This window comes from Stenotrophomonas sp. YJH_SMC_27, from assembly GCF_059369815.1.
On sequence record NZ_JCAFTA010000002.1, the window covers coordinates 273,127 to 299,097 of the forward strand.

General features: G+C 67.9%; 25 protein-coding genes and 1 pseudogene. 15 read left to right on the forward strand and 11 right to left on the reverse strand.

Features of this window, described 5'->3' with window-relative positions:
* The first annotated feature begins 3 nt into the window (after positions 1-3).
* The 10 genes and pseudogenes from AC5P7R_RS04780 to AC5P7R_RS04825 all read left to right on the forward strand — a co-directional run bounded on the left by AC5P7R_RS04780 (position 4) and on the right by AC5P7R_RS04825 (position 8,039).
* Positions 4-213, forward strand: a complete 210-nt coding sequence (locus AC5P7R_RS04780) for a DUF1656 domain-containing protein (protein WP_058981710.1) — start codon at positions 4-6, stop codon at positions 211-213.
* Between the two features lies 1 nt (position 214).
* Positions 215-1,099 (forward strand): HlyD family secretion protein, encoded by an 885-nt coding sequence (locus AC5P7R_RS04785; RefSeq protein ID WP_495213778.1) that lies wholly within the window; start codon positions 215-217, stop codon positions 1,097-1,099.
* Positions 1,096-2,532, forward strand: a complete 1,437-nt coding sequence (locus AC5P7R_RS04790; RefSeq protein ID WP_478435862.1) for an efflux transporter outer membrane subunit — start codon at positions 1,096-1,098, stop codon at positions 2,530-2,532. Before AC5P7R_RS04785 ends, AC5P7R_RS04790 begins: the two co-directional genes overlap by 4 nt.
* A 134-nt stretch (positions 2,533-2,666) precedes the next feature.
* A complete protein-coding gene (locus tag AC5P7R_RS04795) occupies positions 2,667-3,014 on the forward strand; it encodes an RcnB family protein (RefSeq protein WP_478435863.1) in 348 nt (115 codons plus the stop codon).
* A gap of 72 nt (positions 3,015-3,086) precedes the next feature.
* Positions 3,087-3,308: pseudogene (locus AC5P7R_RS04800) on the forward strand (nuclear transport factor 2 family protein); the annotation flags it as partial.
* Between the two features lie 117 nt (positions 3,309-3,425).
* Complete coding sequence (locus AC5P7R_RS04805; protein ID WP_019659910.1) at positions 3,426-4,100, forward strand: response regulator transcription factor; 675 nt, start codon at positions 3,426-3,428, stop codon at positions 4,098-4,100.
* Positions 4,097-5,329, forward strand: coding sequence for a HAMP domain-containing sensor histidine kinase (locus tag AC5P7R_RS04810; RefSeq protein ID WP_021204237.1), 1,233 nt, complete (start codon positions 4,097-4,099; stop codon positions 5,327-5,329). Before AC5P7R_RS04805 ends, AC5P7R_RS04810 begins: the two co-directional genes overlap by 4 nt.
* 59 nt (positions 5,330-5,388) lie before the next feature.
* Entirely contained in the window at positions 5,389-5,775 is a 387-nt protein-coding gene (locus AC5P7R_RS04815) for a diacylglycerol kinase (protein ID WP_329859129.1), read from the forward strand.
* A gap of 73 nt (positions 5,776-5,848) precedes the next feature.
* The gene (eptA, locus tag AC5P7R_RS04820; RefSeq protein ID WP_495213779.1) at positions 5,849-7,675 is read left to right on the forward strand and encodes a phosphoethanolamine transferase EptA; all 1,827 of its coding nucleotides are present in this window, start codon (positions 5,849-5,851) and stop codon (positions 7,673-7,675) included.
* Between the two features lie 61 nt (positions 7,676-7,736).
* Entirely contained in the window at positions 7,737-8,039 is a 303-nt protein-coding gene (locus tag AC5P7R_RS04825) for a hypothetical protein (RefSeq protein ID WP_227853028.1), read from the forward strand.
* Between the two features lie 18 nt (positions 8,040-8,057).
* Here the strand turns inward: AC5P7R_RS04825 and AC5P7R_RS04830 are convergent, their stop codons facing one another.
* A complete protein-coding gene (locus tag AC5P7R_RS04830) occupies positions 8,058-8,978 on the reverse strand; it encodes a M14 family metallopeptidase (RefSeq protein WP_206621428.1) in 921 nt (306 codons plus the stop codon).
* Positions 8,979-9,124: 146 nt separating this feature from the next.
* On the opposite strand from AC5P7R_RS04830, the gene AC5P7R_RS04835 reads away from it, so the two are divergent.
* Genes AC5P7R_RS04835 through AC5P7R_RS04850 form a run of 4 tightly spaced genes read left to right on the forward strand, consistent with a single transcriptional unit; the run spans position 9,125 to position 13,046 of the window.
* A complete protein-coding gene (locus AC5P7R_RS04835; RefSeq protein ID WP_134732382.1) occupies positions 9,125-9,778 on the forward strand; it encodes a DUF3348 family protein in 654 nt (217 codons plus the stop codon).
* A 10-nt stretch (positions 9,779-9,788) separates the two neighbouring features.
* Positions 9,789-12,053, forward strand: a complete 2,265-nt coding sequence (locus AC5P7R_RS04840) for a DUF802 domain-containing protein (protein ID WP_495213780.1) — start codon at positions 9,789-9,791, stop codon at positions 12,051-12,053.
* On the forward strand, positions 12,050-12,688 hold the full coding sequence (locus AC5P7R_RS04845; protein WP_478435866.1) for an OmpA family protein: 639 nt from the start codon (positions 12,050-12,052) through the stop codon (positions 12,686-12,688). The genes AC5P7R_RS04840 and AC5P7R_RS04845 overlap by 4 nt, the downstream gene beginning before the upstream one ends.
* Complete coding sequence (locus tag AC5P7R_RS04850) at positions 12,678-13,046, forward strand: DUF2894 domain-containing protein (protein WP_253135726.1); 369 nt, start codon at positions 12,678-12,680, stop codon at positions 13,044-13,046. The genes AC5P7R_RS04845 and AC5P7R_RS04850 overlap by 11 nt, the downstream gene beginning before the upstream one ends.
* 590 nt (positions 13,047-13,636) lie before the next feature.
* On the opposite strand, the gene AC5P7R_RS04855 is transcribed toward AC5P7R_RS04850, so the two are convergent.
* The 10 genes from AC5P7R_RS04855 to AC5P7R_RS04900 form a co-directional block, all read right to left on the reverse strand.
* Positions 13,637-14,083, reverse strand: coding sequence for an REP-associated tyrosine transposase (locus AC5P7R_RS04855; RefSeq protein ID WP_495213781.1), 447 nt, complete (start codon positions 14,081-14,083; stop codon positions 13,637-13,639).
* Positions 14,084-14,252: 169 nt separating this feature from the next.
* Complete coding sequence (locus AC5P7R_RS04860) at positions 14,253-15,011, reverse strand: 2,3-dihydro-2,3-dihydroxybenzoate dehydrogenase (RefSeq protein WP_111102402.1); 759 nt, start codon at positions 15,009-15,011, stop codon at positions 14,253-14,255.
* A complete protein-coding gene (locus AC5P7R_RS04865) occupies positions 15,002-18,892 on the reverse strand; it encodes an enterobactin synthase subunit F (protein WP_478435867.1) in 3,891 nt (1,296 codons plus the stop codon). The genes AC5P7R_RS04860 and AC5P7R_RS04865 overlap by 10 nt, the downstream gene beginning before the upstream one ends.
* Positions 18,889-19,146: a phosphopantetheine-binding protein gene (locus AC5P7R_RS04870; RefSeq protein ID WP_111102404.1), complete on the reverse strand. Its 258-nt coding sequence runs from the start codon at positions 19,144-19,146 to the stop codon at positions 18,889-18,891. The genes AC5P7R_RS04865 and AC5P7R_RS04870 overlap by 4 nt, the downstream gene beginning before the upstream one ends.
* Positions 19,146-19,778, reverse strand: coding sequence for an isochorismatase family protein (locus tag AC5P7R_RS04875; protein ID WP_021204249.1), 633 nt, complete (start codon positions 19,776-19,778; stop codon positions 19,146-19,148). Before AC5P7R_RS04875 ends, AC5P7R_RS04870 begins: the two co-directional genes overlap by 1 nt.
* Positions 19,778-21,430, reverse strand: a complete 1,653-nt coding sequence (locus AC5P7R_RS04880) for a (2,3-dihydroxybenzoyl)adenylate synthase (protein WP_134735869.1) — start codon at positions 21,428-21,430, stop codon at positions 19,778-19,780. The genes AC5P7R_RS04875 and AC5P7R_RS04880 overlap by 1 nt, the downstream gene beginning before the upstream one ends.
* Positions 21,427-22,620 carry an isochorismate synthase gene (locus AC5P7R_RS04885; protein WP_478435868.1) on the reverse strand — a complete coding sequence of 398 codons (1,194 nt, stop codon included), beginning with the start codon at positions 22,618-22,620 and terminating at the stop codon, positions 21,427-21,429. The genes AC5P7R_RS04880 and AC5P7R_RS04885 overlap by 4 nt, the downstream gene beginning before the upstream one ends.
* Positions 22,617-23,813, reverse strand: a complete 1,197-nt coding sequence (locus tag AC5P7R_RS04890) for an MFS transporter (RefSeq protein ID WP_478435869.1) — start codon at positions 23,811-23,813, stop codon at positions 22,617-22,619. The genes AC5P7R_RS04885 and AC5P7R_RS04890 overlap by 4 nt, the downstream gene beginning before the upstream one ends.
* A gap of 154 nt (positions 23,814-23,967) precedes the next feature.
* Positions 23,968-24,279: a DUF3817 domain-containing protein gene (locus AC5P7R_RS04895; RefSeq protein ID WP_010485221.1), complete on the reverse strand. Its 312-nt coding sequence runs from the start codon at positions 24,277-24,279 to the stop codon at positions 23,968-23,970.
* Positions 24,280-24,424: 145 nt separating this feature from the next.
* Positions 24,425-25,360: a TIGR03571 family LLM class oxidoreductase gene (locus AC5P7R_RS04900; protein WP_021204254.1), complete on the reverse strand. Its 936-nt coding sequence runs from the start codon at positions 25,358-25,360 to the stop codon at positions 24,425-24,427.
* 66 nt (positions 25,361-25,426) lie between these two features.
* Here AC5P7R_RS04900 and AC5P7R_RS04905 point away from each other — a divergent pair, with 66 nt between their 5' ends.
* Positions 25,427-25,876, forward strand: a complete 450-nt coding sequence (locus tag AC5P7R_RS04905) for a GNAT family N-acetyltransferase (RefSeq protein ID WP_021204255.1) — start codon at positions 25,427-25,429, stop codon at positions 25,874-25,876.
* Positions 25,877-25,971: the final 95 nt, after the last annotated feature.

Genomic DNA, 25,971 nt, shown 5'->3' on the forward strand with positions numbered 1-25,971 from the left:
CTCATGCTTCCTGATCTTTCCATTGATGGCGTGCTGATCCCCGGCCTGCTCGCTGTGGCCGCCGCCGCGCTGGTGCTGTCGATGCTGACCTCACGTCTGCTCGCCAGCCTCGGCCTGTACCGGTTGTTCGCCGCGCGGCCGCTGGTGGGCCTGTCCCTGTTCGTGATCCTGGCGGAGCTGATGATCCGGCTCTCGCCCCTGCTCGAGAAATGAAATGAAAGACCTGCTTGCTGTTATCGGGCGCTGGAGCGCAACGCTGGTCGTGTGTGCGCTTGCCGCCATTGCCGCGTTCTCCCTCTGGAATCGTTACGAAACACGCCCGTGGACGCGTGATGGACGGGTGCGCGCCGATGTGGTGCGCGTTGCGTCGGACATGGGGGGGCTGGTCACCCAAGTGCTCGTGCACGACAACCAGCGGGTCAGTGCCGGCCAGCTGCTGCTGGTGCTCGATCAGCCACGCTTCGCCGCCACGCTGGAGAAGGCAGACGCGGCGGTCAGGAGCGCGCATGCCACGCTGGCGCTGGCTCGCCGCGAATCGGCGCGGGACAACGCACTTGGCAACCTGGTCGCTTCGGAAACCCGCGAACGCAACGCCGCCAAGGTCGATACCGAGCTGGCCGCGCTGGCGCAGGCACGGGCCGAACAGCGCGTTGCCCAGCTCAACGTGCAACGCACCGAGGTGCGCGCAACCACCGATGGCATCATCGCCAACCTCGACCTGCACGCGGGCGACTACCTGCAGCCGGGGGCACAGGCGCTGGCGCTGATCGACACCCGCAGCCTGCGCATCGAGGGCTATTTCGAGGAAACCAAGCTGGGCTGCATCACCGAGGGCGATGCCGCCGTGGCCCGGCTGATGGGCGACAACCACGACGTGCGCGGGCACGTGGAAACCATCGCCGCCGGCATTGCCGACGATCAGCGCTCAAGCACACACAACCTGCTGCCCGCCGTGGCGCCAACTTACACCTGGGTGAGGCTGGCGCAGCGCATCCCGGTACGCATCCGCATCGATGATGCGCCGTCGGACACCCGCCTGATCGTGGGTCGCACTGCGAGCGTGACCATCGCGCCCTCGGCAGCGGGAGCCTGCAAGTGAGCCTGCGAACACTACGCGGTGGGCTGCTTGCCCTGCTGCTGCCGATGACGGCCTGCGTCTCCGGCCCCGACTATCACCTGCCTGCGAATGCCGTCGCTGCCACGCCACGGGCAGCGCGGGCATTCGTCTCGGGCGGGGAGGCATCGTTCAGCCACGACGCGCCACCGGATCGGTGGTGGGAACTGTATGGCGACCCCCAGCTTGACGGCTACGTGCGCGAAGCACTGGCGGCCAACACCGACCTACGCGCTGCCGATGCCAACCTCCGGCGCGCCAGCGCTACCGTGCTGGAGTACCGCGCGCGCGGTGCCGTACAGACCGACGTGGATGCGTCGGGCACGCTCATCCATGCCGGTGGCTACACCCAGGCGTCGGCCGCGCCGCAGTCGTACGCGCTGGGCCTTCACCTCTCCTATCCACTGGATCTTGCAGGCGGTATCCGCCGCGGCATCGAAGCCGCGAACGCGGACGCCGAGGCCGTCGCTGCGGCGCGGGACCAGGTCCGCGTGGTCGTCGCTGCGGCCGTCACCCGGGCCTATCTCCAGGTGTGCACCCGAAATCACACGCTCGCTGCAACCCGGCAGGTGCTGGCGGTGCAGCGCGCCACCCTGGAGGCAACCCGACGCCTGGCTGCCGGAGGGCGCGGAACGGACTTCGATGTCAGCCGTGCCGGTGCCGCCGTCAACCGCAGCGCGGCGGGGATACCGCACCTGCTGGCGGAACGCCAGGCCGCACTGTTCGAACTGGCCGCATTGATGGGCAGGCTCCCGGCGGACTATCCCAGGGAGGCCGAAGCCTGCCCAGGCCCCCCGGACCTGGAGCAGGCGCTGCCGGTCGGTGATGGTTGGCAACTGCTCCAGCGGCGCCCCGACGTACGCGCAGCCGAACGCAGCCTGGCCGCCGCGACTGCAATGATCGGTGTCGAGACGGCGGGTCTCTATCCGCAGATCACCTTGGGCGCCTCTTCGGGCGTGGCCGGCACACCGGCGCATCTGCTGTCGGCCGACGGCTTCGGTGCGAGCATCGGTCCCGTGCTGTCATGGCACTGGCCCAACCGCCGCGTGGCCAAGGCCCGCATCGCGGCGGCCGGCGCCAATGCAGATACCGCGCTCGCGTCCTTTGACGGCGTCGTGCTGCAGGCACTGCGCCAGACCGAGACCGCGCTTTCTGCCTGCACGCAGGAGCTTGAACGCGAGCGCAGCCTGGCGCAGGCGCGTGGGGATGCAGCGCGGGCCGCCGGGCAGGCGCAGCAGCTCTACCGTTTCGGCAGGATCGATTTTCTCGACCTGCTTTCGGCCCAGGCCGCGCTGGCAGATGCGGAGTCGGCATTGGCCGTCTCGCGCGCGGAGCGCATTGACCGGCAGATGGATCTTTTCCTGTCGTTGGGTGGAGGCTGGGCTGCAACAGATTCAGCCCCGGCCGGGGTCCAGTGATCCGTTGCCTGGCAGCGGCTGCAGGCCGCGCCGTCTGTTCAGAAAAGTGCCGCCCAAACCCGTATTCATTCACACTGACTGCCCTATATTCCCGCCACAGCGCCGCATGCTGCGGCCATGACGGAGGCACTTCCATGAAGACCACACGTTTGCTTGCCATCGCTTTGACCACCGCCACCGCGTTGGTTGCGGCCCCCGCCTTCGCTGACCCGCCGCATCACGCCCGCGGCAACGGCCCGCCGCCGCATGCCGGCGGCCCGCACAACCGTGATGCGCCGCCGCCCGGCTGGCAGAAGAAGGCCTGGCGTCGTGGCGACCGCCTGCCCTGGGCCGAAGTGGACCGCCGCTACTGGGTGGACGATTACGCGCGTTATGACCTGCGCAATCCGGGTCGCGGCCAGCGCTGGGTGCGCCAGTCCGACACCGAGTACCTGTTGGTGGAGATCGCGACCGGCTTGATCATCGACGCGCTGCATCGTTGAATGCGGAGCGCGCTGGGGCCCTGTAGCCGTGGCCCCGGCGGCGCTTCCACCCTACGAAGGCCGTCATGAACGATGCGAACCACCGGAATCCAGAACGCGCTTCTCGCTGCGTGCCTCGCCGCAGGCCTGCCGGCCCATGCAAGCCAGCGCCCATCATCGGCTGATGTGAATGCCATCGAACAGGTGGTCGAATCGTTCCGCACCTCGTTGATCAACAAGGACAAGCCGACCTACATGAGCCTGTTCTTTTCGGACAGACCGGAAGATATCGGCTGGCAGTTCGTTTCCGAAGATGCCGGCCGATTGAACGTCGCTTGACGCGGCCGAACCCAGGCCGCGAACCATTCAGCATGCGCATTGGCAATCAGTCAGGGATCGGGCACAGTTCGGCCACGCGCAAGGACGCACGCCATGACCCGCCTGCTGATCATCGAAGACAACCCCGAGCTCGTAGCCAACCTGTACGCTTTCTTTGAGCCTATCGGCTACGTGCTGGACGACGCCCGCGACGGTGCCAGCGGCCTGCGCCGGGCCACGCAGCACGACTACGACGCCATCCTGCTGGACCTGATGCTCCCGCGCCTGGATGGCATGACGCTGTGCCGAAAGCTGCGCCGGGAATTCCAGAACCCGGTGCCGATCCTGATGCTGACCGCGCGCGATCCGGTCGAGGACCGCGTGCAGGGCCTCGCTCTCGGCGCCGATGACTACCTGGTCAAACCGTTCTCGCTGAAGGAACTGGATGCGCGGATCAAGGCCCTGGTGCGACGCGCCCAGGGCCGTCAGGTCGACAGCGTACTGGCGTGGAAGGACTTGCAGGTAGATACGCGCTCGCCGCAGGCCTGGCGACAGGGGCGCTGCATCGCGCTGACGCCTACGTCGCACAAACTGCTGATGTGCCTGGTACGCGCGGCCCCGGCCGTGGTGCGCAAGCAGGAGATGGAATACCTGGTCTGGGGCGACGAGCCACCGGACAGCGGCGCGCTGCGTACCCACATCCATGAGCTGCGCCTGCAGGTGGACCGCAGCTTCGACACCACGTTGATCGCCACGGTGCACAGCGTCGGCTGGCGCATGCCGGCGTGACCCCTGCCGCTCTCTACCGCCGCCTGGCCCTGCGTACCCGCATCACGATTTCGTTCGTGCTGCTGATGGCCGGCGCGATGGGCTTCATCGTCCTGGCCGAACAGGTGGACTACGACCAGGTCAGGGCCGCGGTCATCGCCCGGACCCAGGACAGTGCCGTGCACAAGCTGCAGGCAGCGCTGGCCCGTGGCGAGCGCCCCGCCCTGCCCCCGGGCAGCCAGCTGTACGACAGCCATAGCGTGCCGATGGTGCTGCGCCAGTACGGCCTGGGCTACCACGGCGAAGCAGGACCCGACGAGTGGCACCTGCGTGTGTTCGACAGTGGCGGCCAGCGCTACTACCTGCTGCAGGACGCTGCACCCTATGGCTACCTGGAACACCTGATCAATGCCTTTGCCGCGGTGGTCATTTCGATCTGCGTGCTCGGCGCCTTCCTGATCGGTCGCAGGGTGGCATCGCACGTCATCGCGCCCATCACGCAGTTGGCCGATGCCGTGCAGAGCGGGCGGAAGCCCTTTCCCTGTCAGGACGCCCGCGACGAGATCGGTGTACTCGCCCGTGCCTTCGCCCGGCACAGCGATGAGCTCGAACGGTTCCTGCATCGCGAGCAATGCTTCAGCGGCGATGCCAGCCATGAGCTGCGCACGCCCTTGGCCATCATCGGCGGCGCTGCGGAAACCCTTGCCTGCCAGCTTCCGTCCGACAGCCACCTGGTCCCCAGCGCGGAGCGTATCCTGCGCACTACCCAGGAGATGCAGCGCCAGCTGTCCTGCCTGCTGCTGCTCTCACGTACCCCCGGCTCCGTGCCGCGCAACAAGGTGGCCCTGCGCCCATTGATCGAATCCTGCATGGAGCGCTGCCAACCGTGGATTTCCGGCAAGCCGGTGATCGTTGCGTTTGATGCCCGGCATGACGCCGTGCTGGACACCAACGCAGATCTGGCGCACAGCGTGATCTGGAACCTGCTGCGCAACGCCTGCCAGTACACCGAAAGGGGCGAAGTGAGGATCACCCTCCACGACACCGCACTCACCGTCGCCGACACCGGACCCGGCCTGCCCTCCAGTATCGACCCACAGCAGTTCCAGCGCTTCGTGCCCGGCAGCCCGCACAATGGCGAGGGACTGGGGCTGTCCATCGTGCAGCGCATCGTCGAGCACCTGGGCTGGAGGATGACGGTGCACTCCTCGCAGCAGGGATGCCGGTTCAGCCTGGAATGGCCCGCCTGACGGTTTCCTGACACGCGCGTGCACATGCTGGGGATTGCTCACTTCACGGCGGAAACGGCATGCAGCACCCCAAGGACAGCGGCAAGTACCCGCATGGCAAGACCGGCCTGGGCCGCATCTTCCACACCCTGATCCATTCGCGAGACGGATTCATCGCTACCTTTCGTGGCGAGGCTGCTTTTCGCCAGCTGCTGCTCCTGCACGCGCTGTTGATCATTGCAGCGTTCGTGCTGGACATCAGCAAGCTCGAACGGGCGCTGGTGCTGGCGGTCTGCTTCATCAGCCTGGTGGTGGAACTGCTCAACTCGGCGATCGAAGCAGTGGTCGATCGCATCTCACTGGAACAGCATCCACTGTCCAAGAACGCCAAGGACATGGGCAGTGCCGCGCAGACCACCGCACTGTTGATGGTCGGCGCAGTGTGGGGCGTGATCCTGCTGGGCTAGCCCGGCAAGGCTGACAACTTCCTGATAAAGCCGTTTCGATACTGCGCGCACTCCTGTTCCGCGGAACCTGCTCGTGCGCCAATGCCTCCGTTTTCCACGGCCCCATCCGATCATCCTGGTCTGGGCCGCAGCGTTTTTCTTCACCACGATTGGAAACATCGCCCTCTGGAAGACGCTGTGGGGGCTGATCGACCTCAACAGCCTGCGCAGCGTGCTGTTCCTGGCCAGCCTGCCGCTGGTGCTTTTCTGCCTGTTCAACCTGATGCTGACGCCACTGCTGGCACTGCCGTTCCTGCGCAGGCCGCTGCTGGTGCTGCTCGTTGTCGTCAGCGCCGCCTGCAGCTACTTCATGCTGCACTACAACGTGCTGATCGATCGCAGCATGGTGCAGAACGTGTTCGAGACCAACCAGGCCGAACTGAACGCCTATCTGTCGCTGCCACTGCTGTTGACCCTGCTGGCGCTGGGCGTGCTGCCCGCTGCCGGGCTGGCCCTGGTGCGCACCACCAGCGGGGCCGGTTCGATACGTTCGCTGCTGGTGTGGCCAGTCAGCGTTCTGGCGTCATTGCTGGTACTGCTGGCAATCGGCTTCGCGTTCTACAAGGACTATTCCTCACTGCTGCGCAACAACCGCCACATCCGCGACCAGGTGCTGCCGTTGAACGTGGTGCGGCATACCCACGGTTATCTGAAAGGTCTCTACAGCACCCGCCAGCAACCGCTGCGCGCGATTGGCATGGACGCACAGCGCGCGCCGGGCCCGCGCCCGAAGCTGGTGATCCTGGTCGTCGGCGAGACCGCGCGATCACAGAACTTCCAGCTCAACGGCTACCCACGCGCGACCAATCCCCGGCTCTCGCGCAAGGAAGGCGTCATCAGCTTCAATGATGTCTCCTCATGCGGGACCGCCACGGCCATCTCGGTGCCGTGCATGTTCTCGCAGATGACCCGAGGCCAGTACGACGACGTGCGCGCCGCAACCGAGGAGAACGTGCTCGACATCCTGCAGCGCACCGGCATCAGCGTGCTCTGGCGCAACAACAACAACGGCGGCTGCAAGGGCGTGTGCGAACGCGTACCGACCGAGGACATGCCTGCGCTGAAGGTGGCCGGCCAGTGCGTCAACGCCGACGGCACCTGCTACGACGACGTGCTGCTGCACCAGTTGGGCGCACGCATCGATGCCATCAACGGCGACGCCCTGATCGTGCTGCATCAGCTCGGCAGTCATGGGCCGACCTACTTTGAACGGTATCCCGCAGCGTCGCGGGCTTTCAGCCCGACCTGCGACAGCAATCAGATCCAGCATTGCAGCAACGAGGCGCTGGTCAACACCTACGACAACACTCTGGTCCACACCGACCACCTGCTGGGCAAGGCCATCGACCTGCTGCAGGGCTATGCGGACCTGCGTGATGTCGCACTGATCTATGTGTCCGACCATGGCGAGTCGCTGGGCGAACGCGGGATGTACCTGCACGGCACGCCCTACTTCATCGCCCCGCGCGAGCAGACCCAGGTGCCGATGGTGATGTGGTTCTCAACGGAGTTCAGCCACAACGCGGGCCTGGACCTGGCCTGCATGCGTGGGAATGCGCTGCACCGCGCGTACAGCCATGACAACGTCTTCCACTCGTTGCTGGGCCTGTTCGGGGTCAGCAGCACGGTATACCAGCGCGATCTGGATGTGTTCGCCGGTTGCCGCACGGGAACGGCCCAGAGGACTACCGGGCCCGCGGTTGTCAGCGCGCCTGTTGCCGCGCTGCCAGCGAGGACCCGGCGTTGCTGGGCCAGGCTGAGCCTCGTCAGAAGTCCGCAGCTGCGGCGACGCGATGCTCTGGGCTGCTGGCGAGGCGTCGCCTTCGGATGGGTTCGCGGCACCGCTGGGCGCGGGGGGTGATCACCTTGATGACGTTGATCATCTTGATGCACCTGGCGGGCGCTGCTAAGGTCCCGGCAGAGTGCTGCTCCTGATCGGCCGCTTGGCGCATTTCCGGCACCGGTCTACTGGCAACAGGGCAAAGGATATGGCCGACAGAAAGTACTGGTTTACAGCGCGCAGTCACGGATGGGGCTGGGGACTGCCCTGCGCGTGGCAGGGCTGGGTGGTCTATGCGATCGCCTTTGCGCTTCTGCTCGGCGGTCCGTTCCTGTTCTCACCCTTTCGCAACCCTGTTGCCTTCCAGATCTACACTTGGACAATCGTAGTCGCGCTTGTGCTGGTCTGCTGGCGCAAGGGCGCGCCCCCCGGCCCGATGTGGTGAGGGCGGCGCTGCCGGATCTTAGTTGGCCAGGGCGAAATCCAGGCCCGCACACACCGCCGCCACCTGGGCGTCGTTGCATTCCTGCGGATTGGTGCGCGGGCTGTCCGGGTAGACCTCGGTGGTGGTGGCAAAGCGCGCATCGGTGAAGCCAGCGCAGGCGCCGATCGAACGGGATTCGCCCCAAACCACGCCCGGCGACTGCAACGGCAGGCCGACCAGATTGCCTTCGGCGTCGGCCGGGGCGATGTGGGTGATGGGCGCCACTGCGGCGATCAGTGCCTTCTGGAACTCGGCCTGCGGATCTTCACTGTTGCCGATCACGTAGAAGCCATCGGGAATGGTGTCGCGCTCGAACGGCTTGCCGTCGCGGGCGCAGCGCGCCGGATCGAACTCGTTCAGGTCGCTGTCGGTGGTCTCGTGCAGGTCCAGATGCACCAGCAGGTTCGGCTTGCGCTCGGCCACCCAGCGCATCAGCGCGGCGGCTTCCTCGATCTGGCCGCCGTCACGGAAGCTGCGGTTCGGGTCGATCGCATCCGGGTTCCAGCGCTGGATGCGCTCATAGCCCCACGGGCTGACGCACGGCGCCACGATCAGGTTCATCCGGGCCAGGTAACGCTCGGCCTCCTGTTCCAGGAACTGCAGGGCGCCGTGCACGCCGCTGGTCTCGTAGCCATGCACGCCGCCGGTGATCAGCGCGGTCGGCAGCGCCGGGTTCCAGTCGTGGTTGACCACCGCGAACAGCGGGTAATGGTCCGGTGCATAGTCCAGCTGGCCGTACTGGATCACGTCGAAAACGCTGTCGTCCAGGCGCTCAAGGGCGGCCACCACGTCATCATGGTAGCTGCGCTGGCGCTGCTGGCGGGCCCGCCACTGTGCGCGTTCCGCGTCGCCCCAGGGCTGTCCGGGGGTGCCGATCGGGTAGAACTGCGCAACAGTCATGGGGGTACTCCAAGGATCGAACGGGTGGATGCAGCCGGACATTCTAAGCCTTGTCGCGCCTGCGGGTACCGCCCCCCAGGCCCCGCCTTCATCCAGCCGGGGTCATCTGGTTGTAAAATCAACGGTTTTTGGCCCCTCACCCCTTGATGGCGAACGCAGCGCAGCCGGTCCTGGGTGGACCGGAGTTCCTCCGCCTGCTCGCCCGTCTCAGCGACGGCGCGATGCCGGCCAGCAGTCCCGCCCTGACCGATCGCCTCGGCCAGTGGGTGGACTGGAGCCGTGCCGTGGCCCTGTCCGGGGCGCTCGGAGGACGCCTGCCCGAGCCCGGTGAAGCCGTCGAAGCGGTCGAGGATGTGCTGGCCGACTGCGCCCAGGCGCACGCCAGCCTGCGCGCCTCGATCAGTGAGGACGCCGAGGCCGAGCGCCTGCTGGACCTGGCCGAGGCCGCTGCCGCACCCAACTTCGCCTCGCTGCGCCAGCGCTACCGGGTGTTGCAGCAGGCCATCCAGACCGCCACCGGGCGCCTGCGCGGCCGCCTGCGCGACCAGCTGGTACAGGTCTCGCCGGAGCTGGCGCGGCTGGCCGAGGTCGATGCAGTGATGGAACAGACCCTCACCCCGCGCGAGCACAGCCTGCTGGCCACGGCGCCGGCAGTGCTCGGCGCCCGTTTCGACCGCGTGCACGGCCAGCCCGGCTGGCGCGCGGCCTTCCGCCATGACATGCGCACCCTGCTGCTCGCCGAGCTGCAGCTGCGCTTTCACCCGATCGAAGGGCTGCAAGACGCCCTGCGCTCCCACTGACCGGAACACCATGTCCAGAACTGCTTTCCATGTCGTTGTTTTCCTTGTCGGCCTGCTGGCCGTGTGCTGGATCGGCATTGGCTACGTTTCGGTGCATCCGTTGGGTGCAGCGGTGGCGGCGATCATCGCGGCCTGCTACATCGCCGGCGGCGTGGAGCTGTACCGCTACCGCCAGGCCAGCAACGGCCTGCGCGCCGCACTGAATGACCTGTCCAGCGCGAAGGAAAGCCTCGCCCCATGGCTGGAGCGCGTGCCGGTAGGCCTGCGCAACGCCGTGCGCCTGCGCGTGGAAGGCGAGCGCACCGCCCTGCCCGCACCGGTGCTGACCCCGTACCTGGTCGGCCTGCTGGTGCTGCTGGGCATGCTCGGTACCCTGCTGGGCATGATGGACACGCTGCGTGGCACCGGACTGGCCCTGCAGAGCGCGACCGACATGGCCGCGATCCGCGGCTCGCTGGCCTCGCCGGTGCAGGGCCTGGCGGTGGCCTTCGGTACCTCGATCGCGGGCGTGGCCAGCTCGGCCATGCTCGGCCTGTTGGCCGCGCTGCTGCGCCGCGACCGCCTGCAGGCCGTGCAGCAGCTGGACCGCGCCATTGCCGGCGACCTGCACCCGTACTCGCAGGCCTGGCAGCGCGCCGAATCGCTGCGCCTGCTGCAGGCACAGTCCGCCGCGCTGCCGGCGCTGGTCGACCGCCTGCAGGCGATGACCAGCACCTTTGAACAGCACAGTGCGGCCGCCAATGAGCGCCTGCTGGCCGGCCAGGCCGAGTTCCTGACCCAGAGCCAAGCGCTGCAGGAACGCCTGGCCCTGTCGCTGCAGCAGTCGCTGCGCGAAGGTGCCGAAGCCAGTGCCGCGGCCATCGGTAGCGCGCTGCAGCCGATGGCTGAAACCACCCTGGCCGGTCTGGCTCACCATGGCGAAGCGTTGCATGCCCGTGTCGAACGGGCCGTGCAACAGCAGCTGGCGGGCCTGAGCGACGGTTTCGAACGCAGCCGGGTCGCCACCGAAGCCAGCTGGGCCAAGGTGGTGAGTGAACAGACCCAGGCGCAGCAGGCGCTGGTGAGTGATCTGCGCCAGCACCTGCAGGCCTTCAGCGATGGCCAGGGCACGCACGCCGAAGCACTCGTCGCGCGTATCGGCGAGCGCCTGCAGGCCGATGCACAGAGCAATGCAGACGCCTTGCGTGCCGCCGCCGAGCAGCAGCAGGCCCTCAACAGCGCGCTGGTCGAGCGCCAGCAGCAGGCGTTGATCGCCGCCAGCGAACATCTGGATGCGCGTGCGCAGGCGCTGCTGCAGGCACTGGAACAGCAGCACAGCGCCAACCAGTCACTGCTGCAGGATCATGAAGCGCAGCGCTCGCAGCAGTGGCAGGCCGCGCAGGCCGCCGCCGCGACTGCGCACGCCGAACTGCAGGCCAACCTGGACAGCCGCGAGCAGCAGCGCCAGGCGCGCTGGGACGCGGTCAGCGCCGAGTTGCAGCAGGCCCACGCCGCCCTGCAGACGCAACTGCAGGCTGGCGACGAACAGCGCCTGCGGCGCTGGAGCGATGCCTTGCAGCATGTTTCCACCGAGCTGGCCGAGCGCCTGCAGGCCAATGGCGAACGCCTGGCTGCACAGCAGCAACAGGTCTGCGACGCGCTGGCGGCCACCGCACAGCAGATCGGCGAGAACGGTCGCGCGCAGGCCAGTGCCACGCTGGCCGAGGTGTCTACCCTGCTGCAGACCGCCGCGGCCGCGCCAAAGGCTGCCGCCGATGTCATCAACGAGCTGCGCAGCACGCTGTCCGAGAGCCTGGTACGCGACAACGCAATGCTGGAAGAACGCGGCCGCCTGCTGGCCACCGTGCAGACGCTGCTCGATGCGGTCAACCATGCGTCGCACGAACAGCGCACCGCCGTGGACGCGCTGGTTGGCGGTTCGGCCGAGCTGCTGGAGCGCGTTGGCAATCGCTTTACCGACCATATCGCCGCCGAGACCGGGAAGCTGGACGGCATCGCCGCAGCGCTCCACGGCAGCGCCGGTGAAGTGGGCCAGTTGGCCAGCACCTTTGGTGAAGCAGTCGCGCAGTTCGGCAGTGCCGCCACCGCGCTTTCCGGCCGCCTGGAACAGATTGGCGGCGCACTGGACGCCTCGCTGGCCCGCAGCGATGAGCAGCTGGCGTACTGCGTGGCACAGGCGCGCGAGGTGGTCGACCTCAGCCTGCTGTCGCAGAAGCAAGTGATGGAAGAACTGCAGCAGCTGGCCACGCGCCGCGGCAAGGCCGGCAGCGCATGAGCGACGAGCTGGAGGTCGATGGCGGCTCGCATGCCCCGATCTGGGCCGCCTTCGGCGACCTGATGTCGGTGCTGCTGGGCGCGTTCGTGCTGATCCTGGTGGGTGTGGTCGCGGTGCAGCTGGAGCTGTCGCAGCGGTTGGACCAGGAAGTGAAGCAGCGCCAGGCCGAAGCCAAGCGCCTGCAGACGCTCGAACAGGCACTGGCTGGCCCGCTGGCTGCCGGTCGCGTGACGCTGGTCGACGGCCGCATCGGCATCAGCGGCAGCGTGTTGTTCGCGCTCAACTCCGACCAGCTGCAGCCGGAAGGCAAAGAGCTGCTGCGCAGCCTGGCGGCACCGCTGGCCGCCTACCTGGGCAGCCGCGAGGAGATCCTGATGGTCAGCGGCTTCACCGACGATGCGCCCGTGCGCGAAGGCAACCGCCGCTTTGCCGACAACTGGGAGCTGTCCGCGCAGCGTTCGCTGACCGTGACCCGCACCCTGATTGCCGACGGCGTACCCGCTGATGCCGTGTTCGCCGCCGCGTTCGGCAGCGAGCAGCCGGTCAGTTCCAATGCCAATGAGGAAGGCCGCGCACGCAACCGTCGCGTGGAGATCGCGCCGATTCCCAAGCCCAAGGCGGCGGATGGCAAGTAAGCCGCCCGCCCTGGAAGGCCTGCGCGCATTGGTGCGTGACCTCGATGCGGGGTCGCGCTCGCTGCCGCATTACCCGCAGGTGCCGATGCTGCAACAGGTGCAGCGCGAATGGTCGGAGCTGCGCAGCGAACTGCAGGTGCGCCGCTCGCTACGCGCCGAGGCCCCGGCTGACGGCGGCCCGCTGAACTCGGCGGTGCTGGTGCAGCGCATGCTGGACACGATGCAGGCCACCAGCCCCGGCTACCTGCGCCACTTCATCGACTATGTGGACACCTTGTCCTGGCTGCAGGCGCTGCAGGATGGCGCCGCCAGCGGCGGTGATACCGCAAAGCCGAAACGGACACGCAAGCCGCGCTGACCATTGAATGGTAGTGCCGGCCGCTGGCCGGCATCACATCCAGGCCGGCCACGGCCGAAGCGCGCACGCGGCGCTGAACAGCGAATGGCCGCGCTGAACATTGAATGATGGTGCCGGCCGCTGGCCGGCATCACATCCAGGCTGGCCACGGCCGAAGCGCGCACGCGGCGCTGAACAACGAATGGCCGTGCCGAACATTGATTGGTAGTGCCGGCCGCTGGCCGGCAGCCACGCATCTCTGCGCGGGTCATGTGGTTGCCGGCCAGCGGCCGGCACTACCATCGCGGGTGCTCTGTGCGCCGGACCGGACTCTGCGCTGCGCTTAGGTTTCGCTGTGGTAGTGCCGGCCGCTGGCCGGCATCACATCCAGGCCGACCACGGCCGAAGCCTGCAAGCGGCGCCGAACAGCGAATGGCCGCGCTGACCATTGATTGGTAGTGCCGGCCGCTGGCCGGCAGCCACGCATCTCTGCGCGGGTCATGCGGTTGCCGGCCAGCGGCCGGCACTACCATCGAGGGTGCTCTGTGCGCCGGAACGGAATCTGCGCGGCGCTTCGGTTCTGCTGTGGTAGTGCCGGCCGCTGGCCGGCATCACCCCCAGGCCGACCACGCATACGGATACTCGCCAATCTGCTTAGCAAGACCGGCGCGTACCGGATTCCCCAGGACGTACAGCGCCTGCCGCGCCAGCGACTCTTCGGTCCTCACTGCATGATCGAAGTAGCCGGGCTGCCACACCGTACATCGACGGCCCGCCAGGCGATTCAGGGAAAGGGCGCTTGACGATTTCATCCGGCGCGCGATGTCGGGAAGGTCAGCTGCACGTAGCTCGAACATCCAGTGGACGTGATCCGGCATGACGACCCATGCGTGTGACCGTACGAGCCCGCGCTGTTCGATGTAGTGGAACTGGTCGATTACACATGCTGCTGCAGCTTCGCTTTCAAGGAGCCGGCTGCGCTGGTGTGTCGTGGTTGTCAGAACGTAGACCTGGCCGATGATCGAGTGACGGCCCAGGCGAAGGCGATGGCTGCTCATGCCCCATGGTGGGTCGATCACTGCGCGTTGGCTGTCGGGCCATGGCTCGACAGTGGTTGGGAGATGTCTGAAGGTGAATGAGGTTGCCGGCCAGCGGCCGGCACTACCGGGGCTGTGGGTTGCCGGCCAGCGGCCGGCACTACCACTGCCGGCCCGCGGCCGTCGGGGCTCAGCCGCGCAGGGTGGCGCCACCGTCCACGTACAGGTCGCTCATCGCTACGTGCCCGGCCTGCTCGGAGAGCAGGAACATCACCGACTGCGCGATGTCTTCCGGCGTAGCGAGTTTGCGCAGTGGAATGCCGGCCTTGTAGGTCTCAAGGCTGCCGACGATCACCCGTTCGGCGCCGTGCTCGTCCTGCCACATGCCGGTCTGCATCGGGGTCAGCGTGGACCCCGGGGCGACGATGTTGCAGCGGATGCCCAACGGCGCCAGCTCCAGCCCAAGGCAGCGGGTGAACATCGTGGCGGCGGCCTTGGACGCAGCATACGCCGCCATGCCGTGCCGCGGCACGGCAGCCGCATTCGAGCTGACGGTAACGATTGCGCCCTGCCGGCGCGGTGACATCACCCGCGCCAGCGCACGACCGACATGGAACACGCCATCGGCATTGACCGCGAATACACGGCGCCAGTCGTCGTCGCCGGTCTCGGTGACACCGCCCACATGCAGTACGCCGGCCACGCTGGCGGCCAACATGATCGGTCCGATGCTGGACTCGACCTGGTCCACCAGGGCGTCCACCGCGGCGCTGTCGGTTACATCGAGTGCAAACGACGTCACCCGGGTATCTGACACGCGCGGCGCCTCGCGATCGGTCGCCACCACGGTGCAACCGGCCACGGCCAGAAACCGTACCAGTGCCTCGCCGATGCCGCCGGCAGCGCCGGTCACCAGTGCCACGCGGCCTTCAAAGCCGGTCAACTGCATGCTGCGATCTCCTGCTGCTCGTCCCATTGGCGCAACCGCGCCGACAACCACGGCGCCAGCTGCGCCACCGCATCGCGGCCGGTCAGTTCTGCATGCAGAAACGGCAGTTCCAACGACTGCACCCTGCGCGCGTGTGCCCGCCACAACGCCGACTGCAACTGTGGCCGCGCCTGGTGATCCCGGCCCGCACGCACATGCACCAGCGTGCCATCGAACGGCCGGTGGATATGTTCACGGATCAGTCGATTGGTGCCGGTCACGGCGCGCACCACGCCATCGAGCACCACATCCGGCAAGCTGCCGAGTGCACTGCCACCACGTCGCAGGAACGCGAGAATGCGTTCCCGGCTGTCCAGTTCCGGATGCGCATCCGGGTCATGACCGGCAATCGCCAGCAGTGCCCGCAATGCAGCGATGGCATCGGGTTCCGGCTCGGCCCGCCAGCACTCGCTGGGATAGGCGTCCAGCAGCACCAGCTCTCCGACGTCGCGGCCGATCTCATGCAGCCGCACCGCCATCGCCTGGGCCAGGATGCCGCCCACCGACCAGCCCAGCAGATGCACCGGCCCCTTCGGCTGTAGTGCGACCACGCGCTGTACGTAATCGTTGGCCATCGCCTCGATGCTGCTCGGCAGTGGCAGCCGCGCGTCCAGTGCCGGCGACTGCAGGCCATACACCGGGCGGGCTGGTTGCAGTGCCCGGGCCAGGGTGCGGTAGTTCCAGGCGATGCCACCGGCCGGGTGCAGCACGAACAGCGGCGTGGACCCGGCCGCTTCGGTCGCGGCCAGCGCGATTACCGGCCCCAGTGCGTGATCGGCCAGCGCGGGCGGCTCGGCAATGCGAACTGCCAGCGCGGCCACGGTGGGCTGGGCAAACAAGGCACCCAGACCCAGATCACAGCGCCAGCGCTGCTCGATGGCCAGCAGCAGGTGCACCGCCGACAGCGAGTCACCGCCGAGACTGAAGAAGTCCGCATCCACCACCACCGGCGCCTCACGCCCAAGCGCCTGTGCGAACAGCAACGCCAGCTCCTCTTCCAACGGCGTGCGCGGCGCCAAGCCGGCAACTTCAAGTTGCGGTGGCTTCGGCAATGCGTTGCGGTCGAGCTTGCCGTTGGCGGTCACCGGCCAGTAGTCCACGCCGACAAACGCCGAAGGCACCATGTAATCCGGCACGCGCGTGGCCAGGTGGCTGCGCAGCATGACGGGGTCGGCAAGCGCGCTTGGCACATAGGCCACCAGCCGGGCATCGCCGGGCGCGTCCTGGCGCAGCAGTACTTCCACGCGCTCCATGCCAGGCAGCTCGCGCAGTGCCGCCTCGATCTCGCCCAGCTCGATGCGCAGGCCGCGCAGTTTCACCTGATGGTCGCTGCGGCCCAGGTACTCGACCGCGCCATCGGCGCGCCAGCGCGCCACGTCGCCGGTGCGATAGATGCGTTCGCCAGGCAGGAACGGATCGGCGAGGAAGCGCTCGGCGGTCAGGTCCTCGCGACCGAGATAGCCGCGCGCCAGCTGCACACCGCCCAGATAAAGGTCACCGGCCACCCCGACCGGCACCGGCTGCATCCGCGCGTCCAGCACGTAAAGTCGGGTATTCCAGACCGGGAAGCCGATCGGCACCGGCCGCGAACGATCCTGCGCCGACGCCGGCCAGTAGCTGACGTCCACCGCAGCTTCGGTCGGGCCATACAGGTTGTGCAGCTCGGCGTGCACACGCGCGTGGAAGCGGTCGCGGGACGAAGCATCCAGCGCCTCGCCACTGGTGAACACCCGTCGCAGCTGCAGCCCTTCGGAGGCCGGTGCAGCGAGGAAGGCATCCAACATCGATGGCACGAAATGCGCCGTGGTGATGCCATGCTCGCGGATCAGCCGCGCCAGTTCAGTGGGATCGCGATGCGCGTCCGGCCCGGCGACCACCAGCGTGGCCCCGCACAGCAGCGGCAGGAAGAACTCCCAGACCGACACATCGAAGGTTGCCGGGGTCTTCTGCAGCACGCGGTCATCGGCGCGGATGTCGTAGTGCTCGCGCATCCACAGCAGGCGGTTGACGATGGCACGGTGTTCGATGACCACGCCCTTGGGCTCGCCGGTCGAGCCGGAGGTATAGATCACGTAGGCCGCATCGTCAGGTGCCGGATCGGCCCACGGTGCGGCAAAACTCAGCGCAGTCCACTGCTCCGGCGCGAGCACCGGTACGCCGGCCACGCGCGCCGATACGTCCGCCGCAGCCAGTACGCACACCGGCTGTGCCGAGGCGAGAATACGCGCCAGGCGCTCGTCCGGATGAGCAAGGTCCAACGGCAGGTAGGCCGCGCCTGCGCGCAGCACCGCGACCAGCGCGGTCACCAGCTCCAGCGAGCGCGGCAATGCCACCGCCACCACGCTGCCCGGGCCGACATCCATCGCCCGCAGCTGTGCCGCCAGCGCGAAACTGCGCGCTTCCAGCGCTACGTAGTCCAGCGTAGTGTCGCCGAACACCAGCGCAGGCGCGTGCGGGTCCCGATCCATGCCCTGCTGCAGCAGTTCAACCAGTGTGGTCTCAGGAAGCGCGTGCGCGGTGGCATTGAATTCCTGCAGCACCTGCTGCGCCTCCTCGGGCGTTGCCAGAGGCACGGCTGCGATATCGTCAGCCTGCAGTGCCGCCGACACGAAATGCAGCAACCGTGCCGCGTGTGCCTCGACATCCTCGCGACTGTACAGCGCGGGATTGGCCTCGATCTCCAGATCCAGCAGACGCTGGCCATCGCCACGGAAGCCCAGCGTCAGGTCATCCACCGGCCCGGTGCAGAGCACCTCCAGCGTCGCCTGCACGCCCGTCAGCGCCAGCGGCTTGTAGAACGGCTGCACATTCACCATGGGACCGTGCAGGCGCTGCTGCGCGCCCACCAGGCCCAGATCCCGGCGCAGTTGCTCGCCTCGGTAACGGCCGTGCTTGCGCCCTTGGCTGAGCTGCCGGCCCAGGCTGCGGGTAAAGGATTCGACGCTGCCCTCGCCGGCGGCCACGCGCAGCGGCAACACATTCATCACCATCGCCGGTACCCGTGCCGACGCGTTGCCGAGCCGGCCCATGTAGGGCACGCCCAGCACCACTTCATCGGCCGCGCTCATCCGCCGCAGGTACTCGGCCGACAACGCGGCCAGCACGTCTGGCCAGGGCTGCAACCAACGTACCGATGCCTGCAGCAACTGCTCACGGAATGCCGCATCGAGCGGCTGCACCCAGCGCAGCGCGTCGTCACTGGCCGCGAGCGTACCGGCCAGGCCCATGCCCGCCGGTGCACCCTGCATGTGCTCGCGCCACCATTGCCCGGCCTGCGTGCGGCGCGGGTCGGCACGATAAGCAGCATCGTCGGCCAGCACCCCCGCCAGCCCCGGCAGAGGCTCACCCGTACGACCGGCATACAACGCGCACACGCGATCAGTGAACAGCGCCATGCCGTAACCATCGGCCGCCAGGTGATGCACGCGCAGGTACCAGACCCAACGCTGCCCGCCCAGTTCAAGCAGCACCTGCTGGCTGATCCGGTCGCGGGTGGGATCGACCGGGCTCAGCCGGTCGGCGTGCATCAGGTTGCGTGCCGCAGCGGCGGGATCCGTCTCGGTGGACACATCACGCACCGAAAGCAACGGCACGTGTGCGGGGTCATGCCACTGCAGCGGCTGGCCATCGGCCCCTTCAGCAAAGCGCAGTGCTAAGGCCTGGGCCTCGCCTGCAGCCTGGTCTGCCGCTGCGACGAACGCGGCCACGTCCAGCGGGCCATCGATCCACACCGCGTGCGCGGTATTGAATGACGGGTTGTCCGGTGCCAGCCGCTGTGCGAACCACAGTCCCGCTTGGGCCTCGGTCAATGCCACCGGCGTGGCCAGCGCGGCGGCGTTCATGCGTTCTGCGCGGCCTGCAGCGCCTGCACCACGTTCCACCACTGGCGCAGCGTGGTGTGTTCGGCCAACTGCGAGAACTCCAGCGGCAGGCCGGTGTTGCCCCAGGCCAGGACCAGGCCGAGCATGCGCATCGAATCCAGGTCCAGGTCGATCAGGTTGTCGTCGTCACCGATCTCGGCCGGTGTGCACTCCAGCACGCGCGCCACATCGGCACGCATCCGCTCCAGATCCAGCACCTCACCCGTGGCAGCCATCACAGCACCTCCAGCAGCTGATCGGTGGTCATCGGCACACCACAGGTGCGCGCGATCCAGTGCAGCGCTTGATCGTGATCGGCACGCGAGAAGTCCGCCACCGCATCGGCGGCGATGAAGGCCTCGATGTCACGCTGGAAGGCCTCGACGACGGTCGCGGTGCAGCCGATATGGGCGTACACGCCCGTCACCAGCAGCTGGTCACGGCCGCGCACCCGCATCAGCGTTTCAAGGTTGCTGCGCTGGAACGCGCTGTAGCGGTGCTTCACCAGCACGTGCTCCCCTGGCTGCGGTGCCAGTGCTTCGATGATGGGTTCGTGATCGGCGCTGCGGCGCATGCCCGGCCCCCACAGGTCAGCCTGAAGGCCACGGTCACGGCGGTCCTGGTCGCCATGCTGAGCGGTGTAGAACACCGGAATGCCGTGCGCGCGGCAATGCGCCAGCAGGCGTGCGATGTTGTCCACGGCCGGCCGCAGCGGCGCCTTGCCGGCGTCGAATGCGGCCAGGAAGTAACGCTGCATGTCGTGCACCAGCAGCGCGACACGATCGCGCCGGGGGCGCCAGGGGCCACGCGCCTGCGGCAGTTCAGCGGCAGTCGGCAAGGGGTAATCGGTGATACGGGGCAGCGCCATCAGCGCGTTCCTCCTGTCTGTTGCAGATGACGCGCACGCAGCTGCGCGCGCAGTTCGCGGCGGCTGATCTTGCCGACCGCGGTGGTATCGAAGCTGTCGACGAACACGATCTGGTCGGGCACCTTGAATGCGGCCAGGCCGCGCCCGCGCATCCAGGACTTCAGAGCCGGTGCCTTGAACGGCTCGCCCTGCGGAATCACGAAGGCGCAGCTGCGCTCGCCCAAGTACTCGTCGGGAATGGAGACCACGGCCGCATCGAACACGCCCGGATGTGCCAGCAAGTGATCCTCGATCTCTTCGGCAGAGATCTTCTCGCCCGCCCGGTTGATGTGGTCACCCGCACGCCCCTGTACCACCAGGTAGCCACCGGGCAGCTGCTGCACACGGTCGCCGGTACGATAGAAGCCGTCGTCGGTGAACGAGCGCGCATTGGCCACCGCATCGTTGTGGTAGCCGCGGATGGTGTACGGGCCACGGGTGAGCAGATGCCCTACCTCGCCTTCGGCCACCGGCTGGTCATGGTCATCGACCACGCGCACTTCATCATCCGGACTGATCGGCCGGCCCTGGCAGGCGACGATCAGTTCCTCCGGGTCATCCAGCCGTGTGTAGTTGACCAGGCCTTCGGCCATGCCGAACACCTGCTGCAGCGTGCAGCCAAGGCCGTCGATCACCCGTCGTGCGGCTTCCGGCACCAGTTTGGCGCCGCCCACCTGCAGTACCCGCAGGCTGGACAGGTCATGCCTGCTGGTGGCGGCGGCCTGCGCCCACAGCAACGCCAGCGGCGGCACCAGCCCACAGCAGGTCACCCGCTCCCGTGCGATCAGCGGGAAGGCCGCATCCGGGCCGGGGCCCGGGCTGAGCACCACGCGGGCGCCGGCGTACAACGCGCCGAAGAAACCGGGCGAGCTCATCGGGAAATTGTGCGCGGCCGGCAGCGCGACCAGATAGACGCTGTCGCGGTCGATGCCGCAGATTTGATTGCTGGCACGGAACGAATAGATGTAGTCGTCGTGCGTGCGTGGAATCAGCTTGGACAGCCCAGTGCTGCCTCCGGAAATCTGCAGGAACGCCACCGACTGCGGGTCCGGATCGGACGGCAGCTGGCTGCGATCGCCCTGCAGTGCCTCCAGCGCGATGAACTCCGCCGCATCGCCGTCGATCACCACATGGCGAACCGCCGGCACTTCGGCCTGCAGCGCCCTTGCCAACCCGCGATGATCGAAGCCATCGTGCAGTGTGGTGGTGATGTAGGCACTGGCTTCCGCCTTGTTGGCGAAGTGGACCAGCTCGGTGATGCGGTGCGCCGGCAACGCATACACCGGCACCAGGCCGGCGCGGAACAGGCCGCAGACCGTGGCGATGAACCCGGCGGTATTGCCCAGCTGCACCAGCACCCGTTCGCCAGGTTGCAGGCCGAGCGCCAGCAGGCCCGCACCGATGCGGCCTGCCTCATGCCACAGCTGCGCATAGCTCAGGCGTACGTCGCCGGCGACCACCGCGATGTCATCGGCATAGCGTTCTGCACGCTCGCGCAGGAAACCCGGGAAGGTCTCGCCACGCCAGTGACCGGCTTCGCGATAGCGCGCCACCAGCGTGTCGGGCCACACCTGCTGCAGCGGCAGGCGGGAAGCGTCAGTGGAGGTACTCATGCGGCAGGCTCGATGGCGGGCGCGGATTCATGGACACCCAGCGCGTTCAACAGGGCAGCGAACTTCGCTGCGGTTTCGGCCACCTCGGCCTCGGGGTGTGACTCGGCGACGATGCCGGCACCGGCATACAGGCGCAGCTGCGTGCCCTGCAGGCGCGCGCAGCGGATCGCCACGTACCAGTCGCCGTCACCCTGCGCGTCCAACCAACCCACGGCGCCGGCATAGAAGCCACGCGGCACCGGTTCCAGCTCGCGGATGCGCTGCAGCGCCGCCAACCGCGGCGTACCGCAGACCGCCGGCGTAGGGTGCAGCTGCGCCAGCAGTTCGGCGGCTGACGTCTGCGGATCCTTCAGCGTGGCGTGGATGCGGGTGCCGAGGTGCCACATGCTGGCGGTGGCATGCAGCACCGGGCGCGGCTGTGCATCGATGTGGCTGCAGTACGGTGCCAGGCCTTCGACGATGGCTTCGACCACGTGGCGGTGCTCGTCGTGGTCCTTGGTCGAGGCCAGCAGCGCCTGCGCCGCATGCTCGTCCTCGGCGGCATCTGCACTGCGCCGCGCGGAACCGGCCAGCGGATGCGACAACAGTTCGGCGCCTCGCTTGCGCAGCAGCAGTTCCGGCGTCGCGCCCACCAGCCAGGCCGGCGCCTGGCCCAGCTCCACCGGAAGCGGCACCGCGTAGGTCGCCACCGACGGATCCGCGCCCAAACGTGCCAGCAGCACGTCCGGAGAAAGCACCTGGCGGGTGCGTGCCAGCAGGCTGCGCGCCAGCACCACCTTATGCAGGTTCTGCTCGGGCGCACGCAAGGCCTGCACTGCCGCAGCGACTGCAGCGGCATAGTCCTGCGGCACAGGTTCGGCACGCAGGGCGCCGTCCAGCGGCGGTGCGGCCTGCGGCTGCAGTGCCAGCACCGGCAGCAGGCGCTCGGGCTGGTAAAGCGCATCGTCCGCACGCGGCTCGAACGGCACCGCGCCAACCAGCAGGCCCGGGCCGCCACGCTGCTGGGCAAAGAACTCCGAAACGCGTTCTGCCAACGTCGCCAGTGCACCGGCTGGCAACGTGGCGCGGCAACCGCGGGCGTGCACGTGCTGGCCGGCATGCTGCAGCAGGAACAGCGGCGCGTCGTCGGTGCTCTGCTGTGGTGCTGGCGCAGCCTCCGGCCACGTGCCCTGCATCAGGGAATCGTTCATGGGGTCTCCTTCATCCGATGCGCTGCGGCCAGCGCGCACAGCAACAGCAGCAGCGCGCCCACCAGCAGGTAAGGCAGGCTTGGCCCGCCGCGATACAACAGCGTGCCGAGCATCGGCCCGGCCACCATGCCCAGCCCTTGCGCGGCCGCCACGGTGCCTGCGGCGGCGCCCTGCTCGTGCGCCTCTACCGCATCGGCGGCCAGCGCCTGGAACGAGGGGAATACGAAGCCCATGCCGAACGCAGCCAGCGCATACGCCGCAGGCAATTGCCAGGCCTGCTGCACGCCCACCACCGAAGTGAAGCCGATGCCGGAAATGAGAGCGCCGAGGACGATCCAGCGACGTGGATGCACCTCCAGCTTCATCACCAGCGCCTGCGCCAGGATCAGGCCGACGCCAACGGCGGTGAGTGCAATGCCGGCCATGCGCGCGCCGGTCGCCGCATCCAGACCCAGGCGATCAATTGCGAAGAAGCCGACCGTGACCTGCGCGATGGTCACCGAGACCATGGCGATGAACGCTGCCAGCTGCGGCAGGCACAGGCGCGCGTCGAGGCGGCTCATCGGCGTGCGGCGCTGTGCGGACGCGCCCACCACGGGCGGTGTAGCCGGCAGGCGCCAGGCCAGCAATGCCAGTGCCAGCAACGGAAGCAGCGCGGCCACGTACAGCGCCAGCGACAGGTTCGTATAGGCCAGCCAGCCCGCGGCGGCCGGGCCGAGCACCATGCCCAGCGCGTTGGCACTGCCCAGGCGGGCGAGGAATTTTGCACGCTGTCCGGTGGGTGCCCTGTCGGCGATCAGCGCCGCTGCGGTAGGAGGCACAGCCGCGTAGAACAGGCCGATCAGGCCACGCGCACCGACCAGCACCAGCACTGACACCAGCACCGGCGGCACTGCCTGCAGGGCGACATCGATGAACACCGCCAGCGCGATATAGACCACGGTGTAGGCGCTCATCGCCAGCATCAGCACGCGTTTGCGGCCGATGCGGTCGCTGAGCTGGCCCCAGGGGCGCGCGGCCAGCATCCACAACACGCCCGCGGCGGTGACCGACAGTCCGGCATGCCACTCGGACAGCCCGAGCATGCGGACCACCGGACCGATCACAGCGACGAAGGACATCATCGCCATGGTGCCGATCAGGGCAGCCAACACCAGCGCCGGCAAGCCGGGAACGACGGGACGTGCGTGCATGAAACACCAGCCGTAACAGGAAAGGATTGGCCGGGCGCGTCTGCACGCCCCGCCCGGCACCCGCCCCACTCAGGACCGGATGCCACCCTCAAATGATAACGGCTCGTATTTGCATTTGATACCCATTCTCTTGAATGAGCATGCAACAGTGGGTTCAGCGCATTGCACGCAGGCCCAGCAGGCCACGGCGCTTGAACCACCACTCCAGCGGCAGCGTCACCAACGGCGGGATGGCCGCCAGCAGGGCCAAGGCACTGGCCCACCACGGCCAGCGCAGGCGCACCGCCGCAAACAGCGTGACCGCCACGTACACCAGGAAGGCCACGCCGTGCAGGGGCCCGAACAGCTTCACCAGCGCCACGTTGGTCATGGGGCCATACTTCATCCACATGCCGATGAGCAGGCCGGCCCAGGTTACGGCCTCGATGAAAGCGACCGCTGCGAACAGGCGTCCGGTCGGGTGCATGGGGGAACGTTGGGTCACAAGGGACTCCGGCATCGGGATATCAAATGCAAATGATACGCAGATGCACGCCGCGGCAGGTAGCGCCGGGCCATGCCCGGCGGGCGCACCGTCATCAGCAACACGGCGTGTCCACCAAGGTGGACACCTACCGAAGCACATCCGGCAGCACCTGCTCTCCAATTTCGCGCAGCACCGCGTCCATCGGCCTCCCGTTGTCGACCAGGTTGAACATCACGTGCCCCACGCCCTGCGCATGCACGCGCAGCAGGTAGTCACGCAAGCCGTCGCGGCCGACCTTCAGGCCCAGTGGCAGCGGCTCGGGCGGTGCGTGCGGATCGGCCTGCAGATCCAGCAGCATCGACTGCACGAACGGCTTGCCTGGCCCAGCGCCTTGCGCCTGCGCCTGTTGCCACAGGCCGATGCGCCCTTCCTGCGCGGCCTCTTCGCGGTGATAGGTGGCCCAGCCTTCGGCTTCGCGTGCGATCCACTGCAGGCTCTGCCGCGCAGTGCCCACCACCAGCATCGGAATGCGCGTGGCCGGGGCCGGCAGTACGTCGAAGCCACCGGTGGCTTGCACTACCGCGACCCTTTCTTCAGCCTCCGGTGACAACGCCGCGCGCAACAAGGTCCAGCGCTCACGGAACGTCGCCGCCCTGCCCTCCAGGTATTCGCCGAATGCCGCGAACTCTTCCGGCCGATCGCCAGACCCGAGGCCCAGCACGAAGCGGCCGTCGCTGATCCGGTCCAGGCTCAAGGCCGACTTCGCCACCTGCAGCGGATGGCGCAATGGCAGCACGATGGCCGCGCTGCCGACCACGATGCGCTCGGTCGCCGCAGCCAGCATGCCCAGCCACAGGAACGGGTCGTCCAACGCGCTCGTTGTCGCGTCCGGACCCTGCGGCACCATCAGCGGCACGTCGCGCGTCCACAACGCGGCAAAGCCCAGGTCATCGGCCAGTCGCGCGATACGTCGCGCCTCACGCGGATCGGCCAGCCCATGCGCCGCAACGGGCGTCATCAGGCCCAGGCTCAGTCCCTGTTGCGGAAACAACGAATCGTAGGCGAGATTGAATTCACTCATGGGACCAGCTTAGCGTGCAGGCAACCGGCGACGATGACACGCCACACGCCACAGGAAAAACGCTGCATGCCGAGGATCCGCCCCGCCCACATCGATGACCTGCCCGCGATGAGCGCGGTATGCCTGGCCGCATTCACTGCGGCCGTCGCGCCCTCGCTCAGCGCGGCCGGCATTGCTACGTTCGGCGGTGTCGCCGCCGCCGATGCGTTCGCTGCACGCCTGCAGGGTGACAACCACATCCTGGTGGCGGAGCAGGATGGCCGCATCGTCGGCGTGGTAGAGCTGAAGGAAGGCCGCCACCTGGCGATGCTGTTCGTCGATCCCGCCTGCCAGGGCCAGGGCATCGGCCATGCCCTGTTCGAAGCCGTGCTGCCGCACCTGCGCACACCGGTGCTGACCGTGCGCGCCTCGCTCAACGCAGTGCCTACCTACCTGCGCTATGGCTTCGTGCTGGATGGTGATGTCGGCGAGTTCAACGGGCTGGTGTACCAGCAGATGGTGCGGGCAGCCGCCTGAGGGCAGCGGGTGTCATGCCCCGCTGCACGGCCGATATAAACAAACTGAATCAGCACACTCCCCGGCCATTCCTACAATGGACTGTCCCCCCTTCG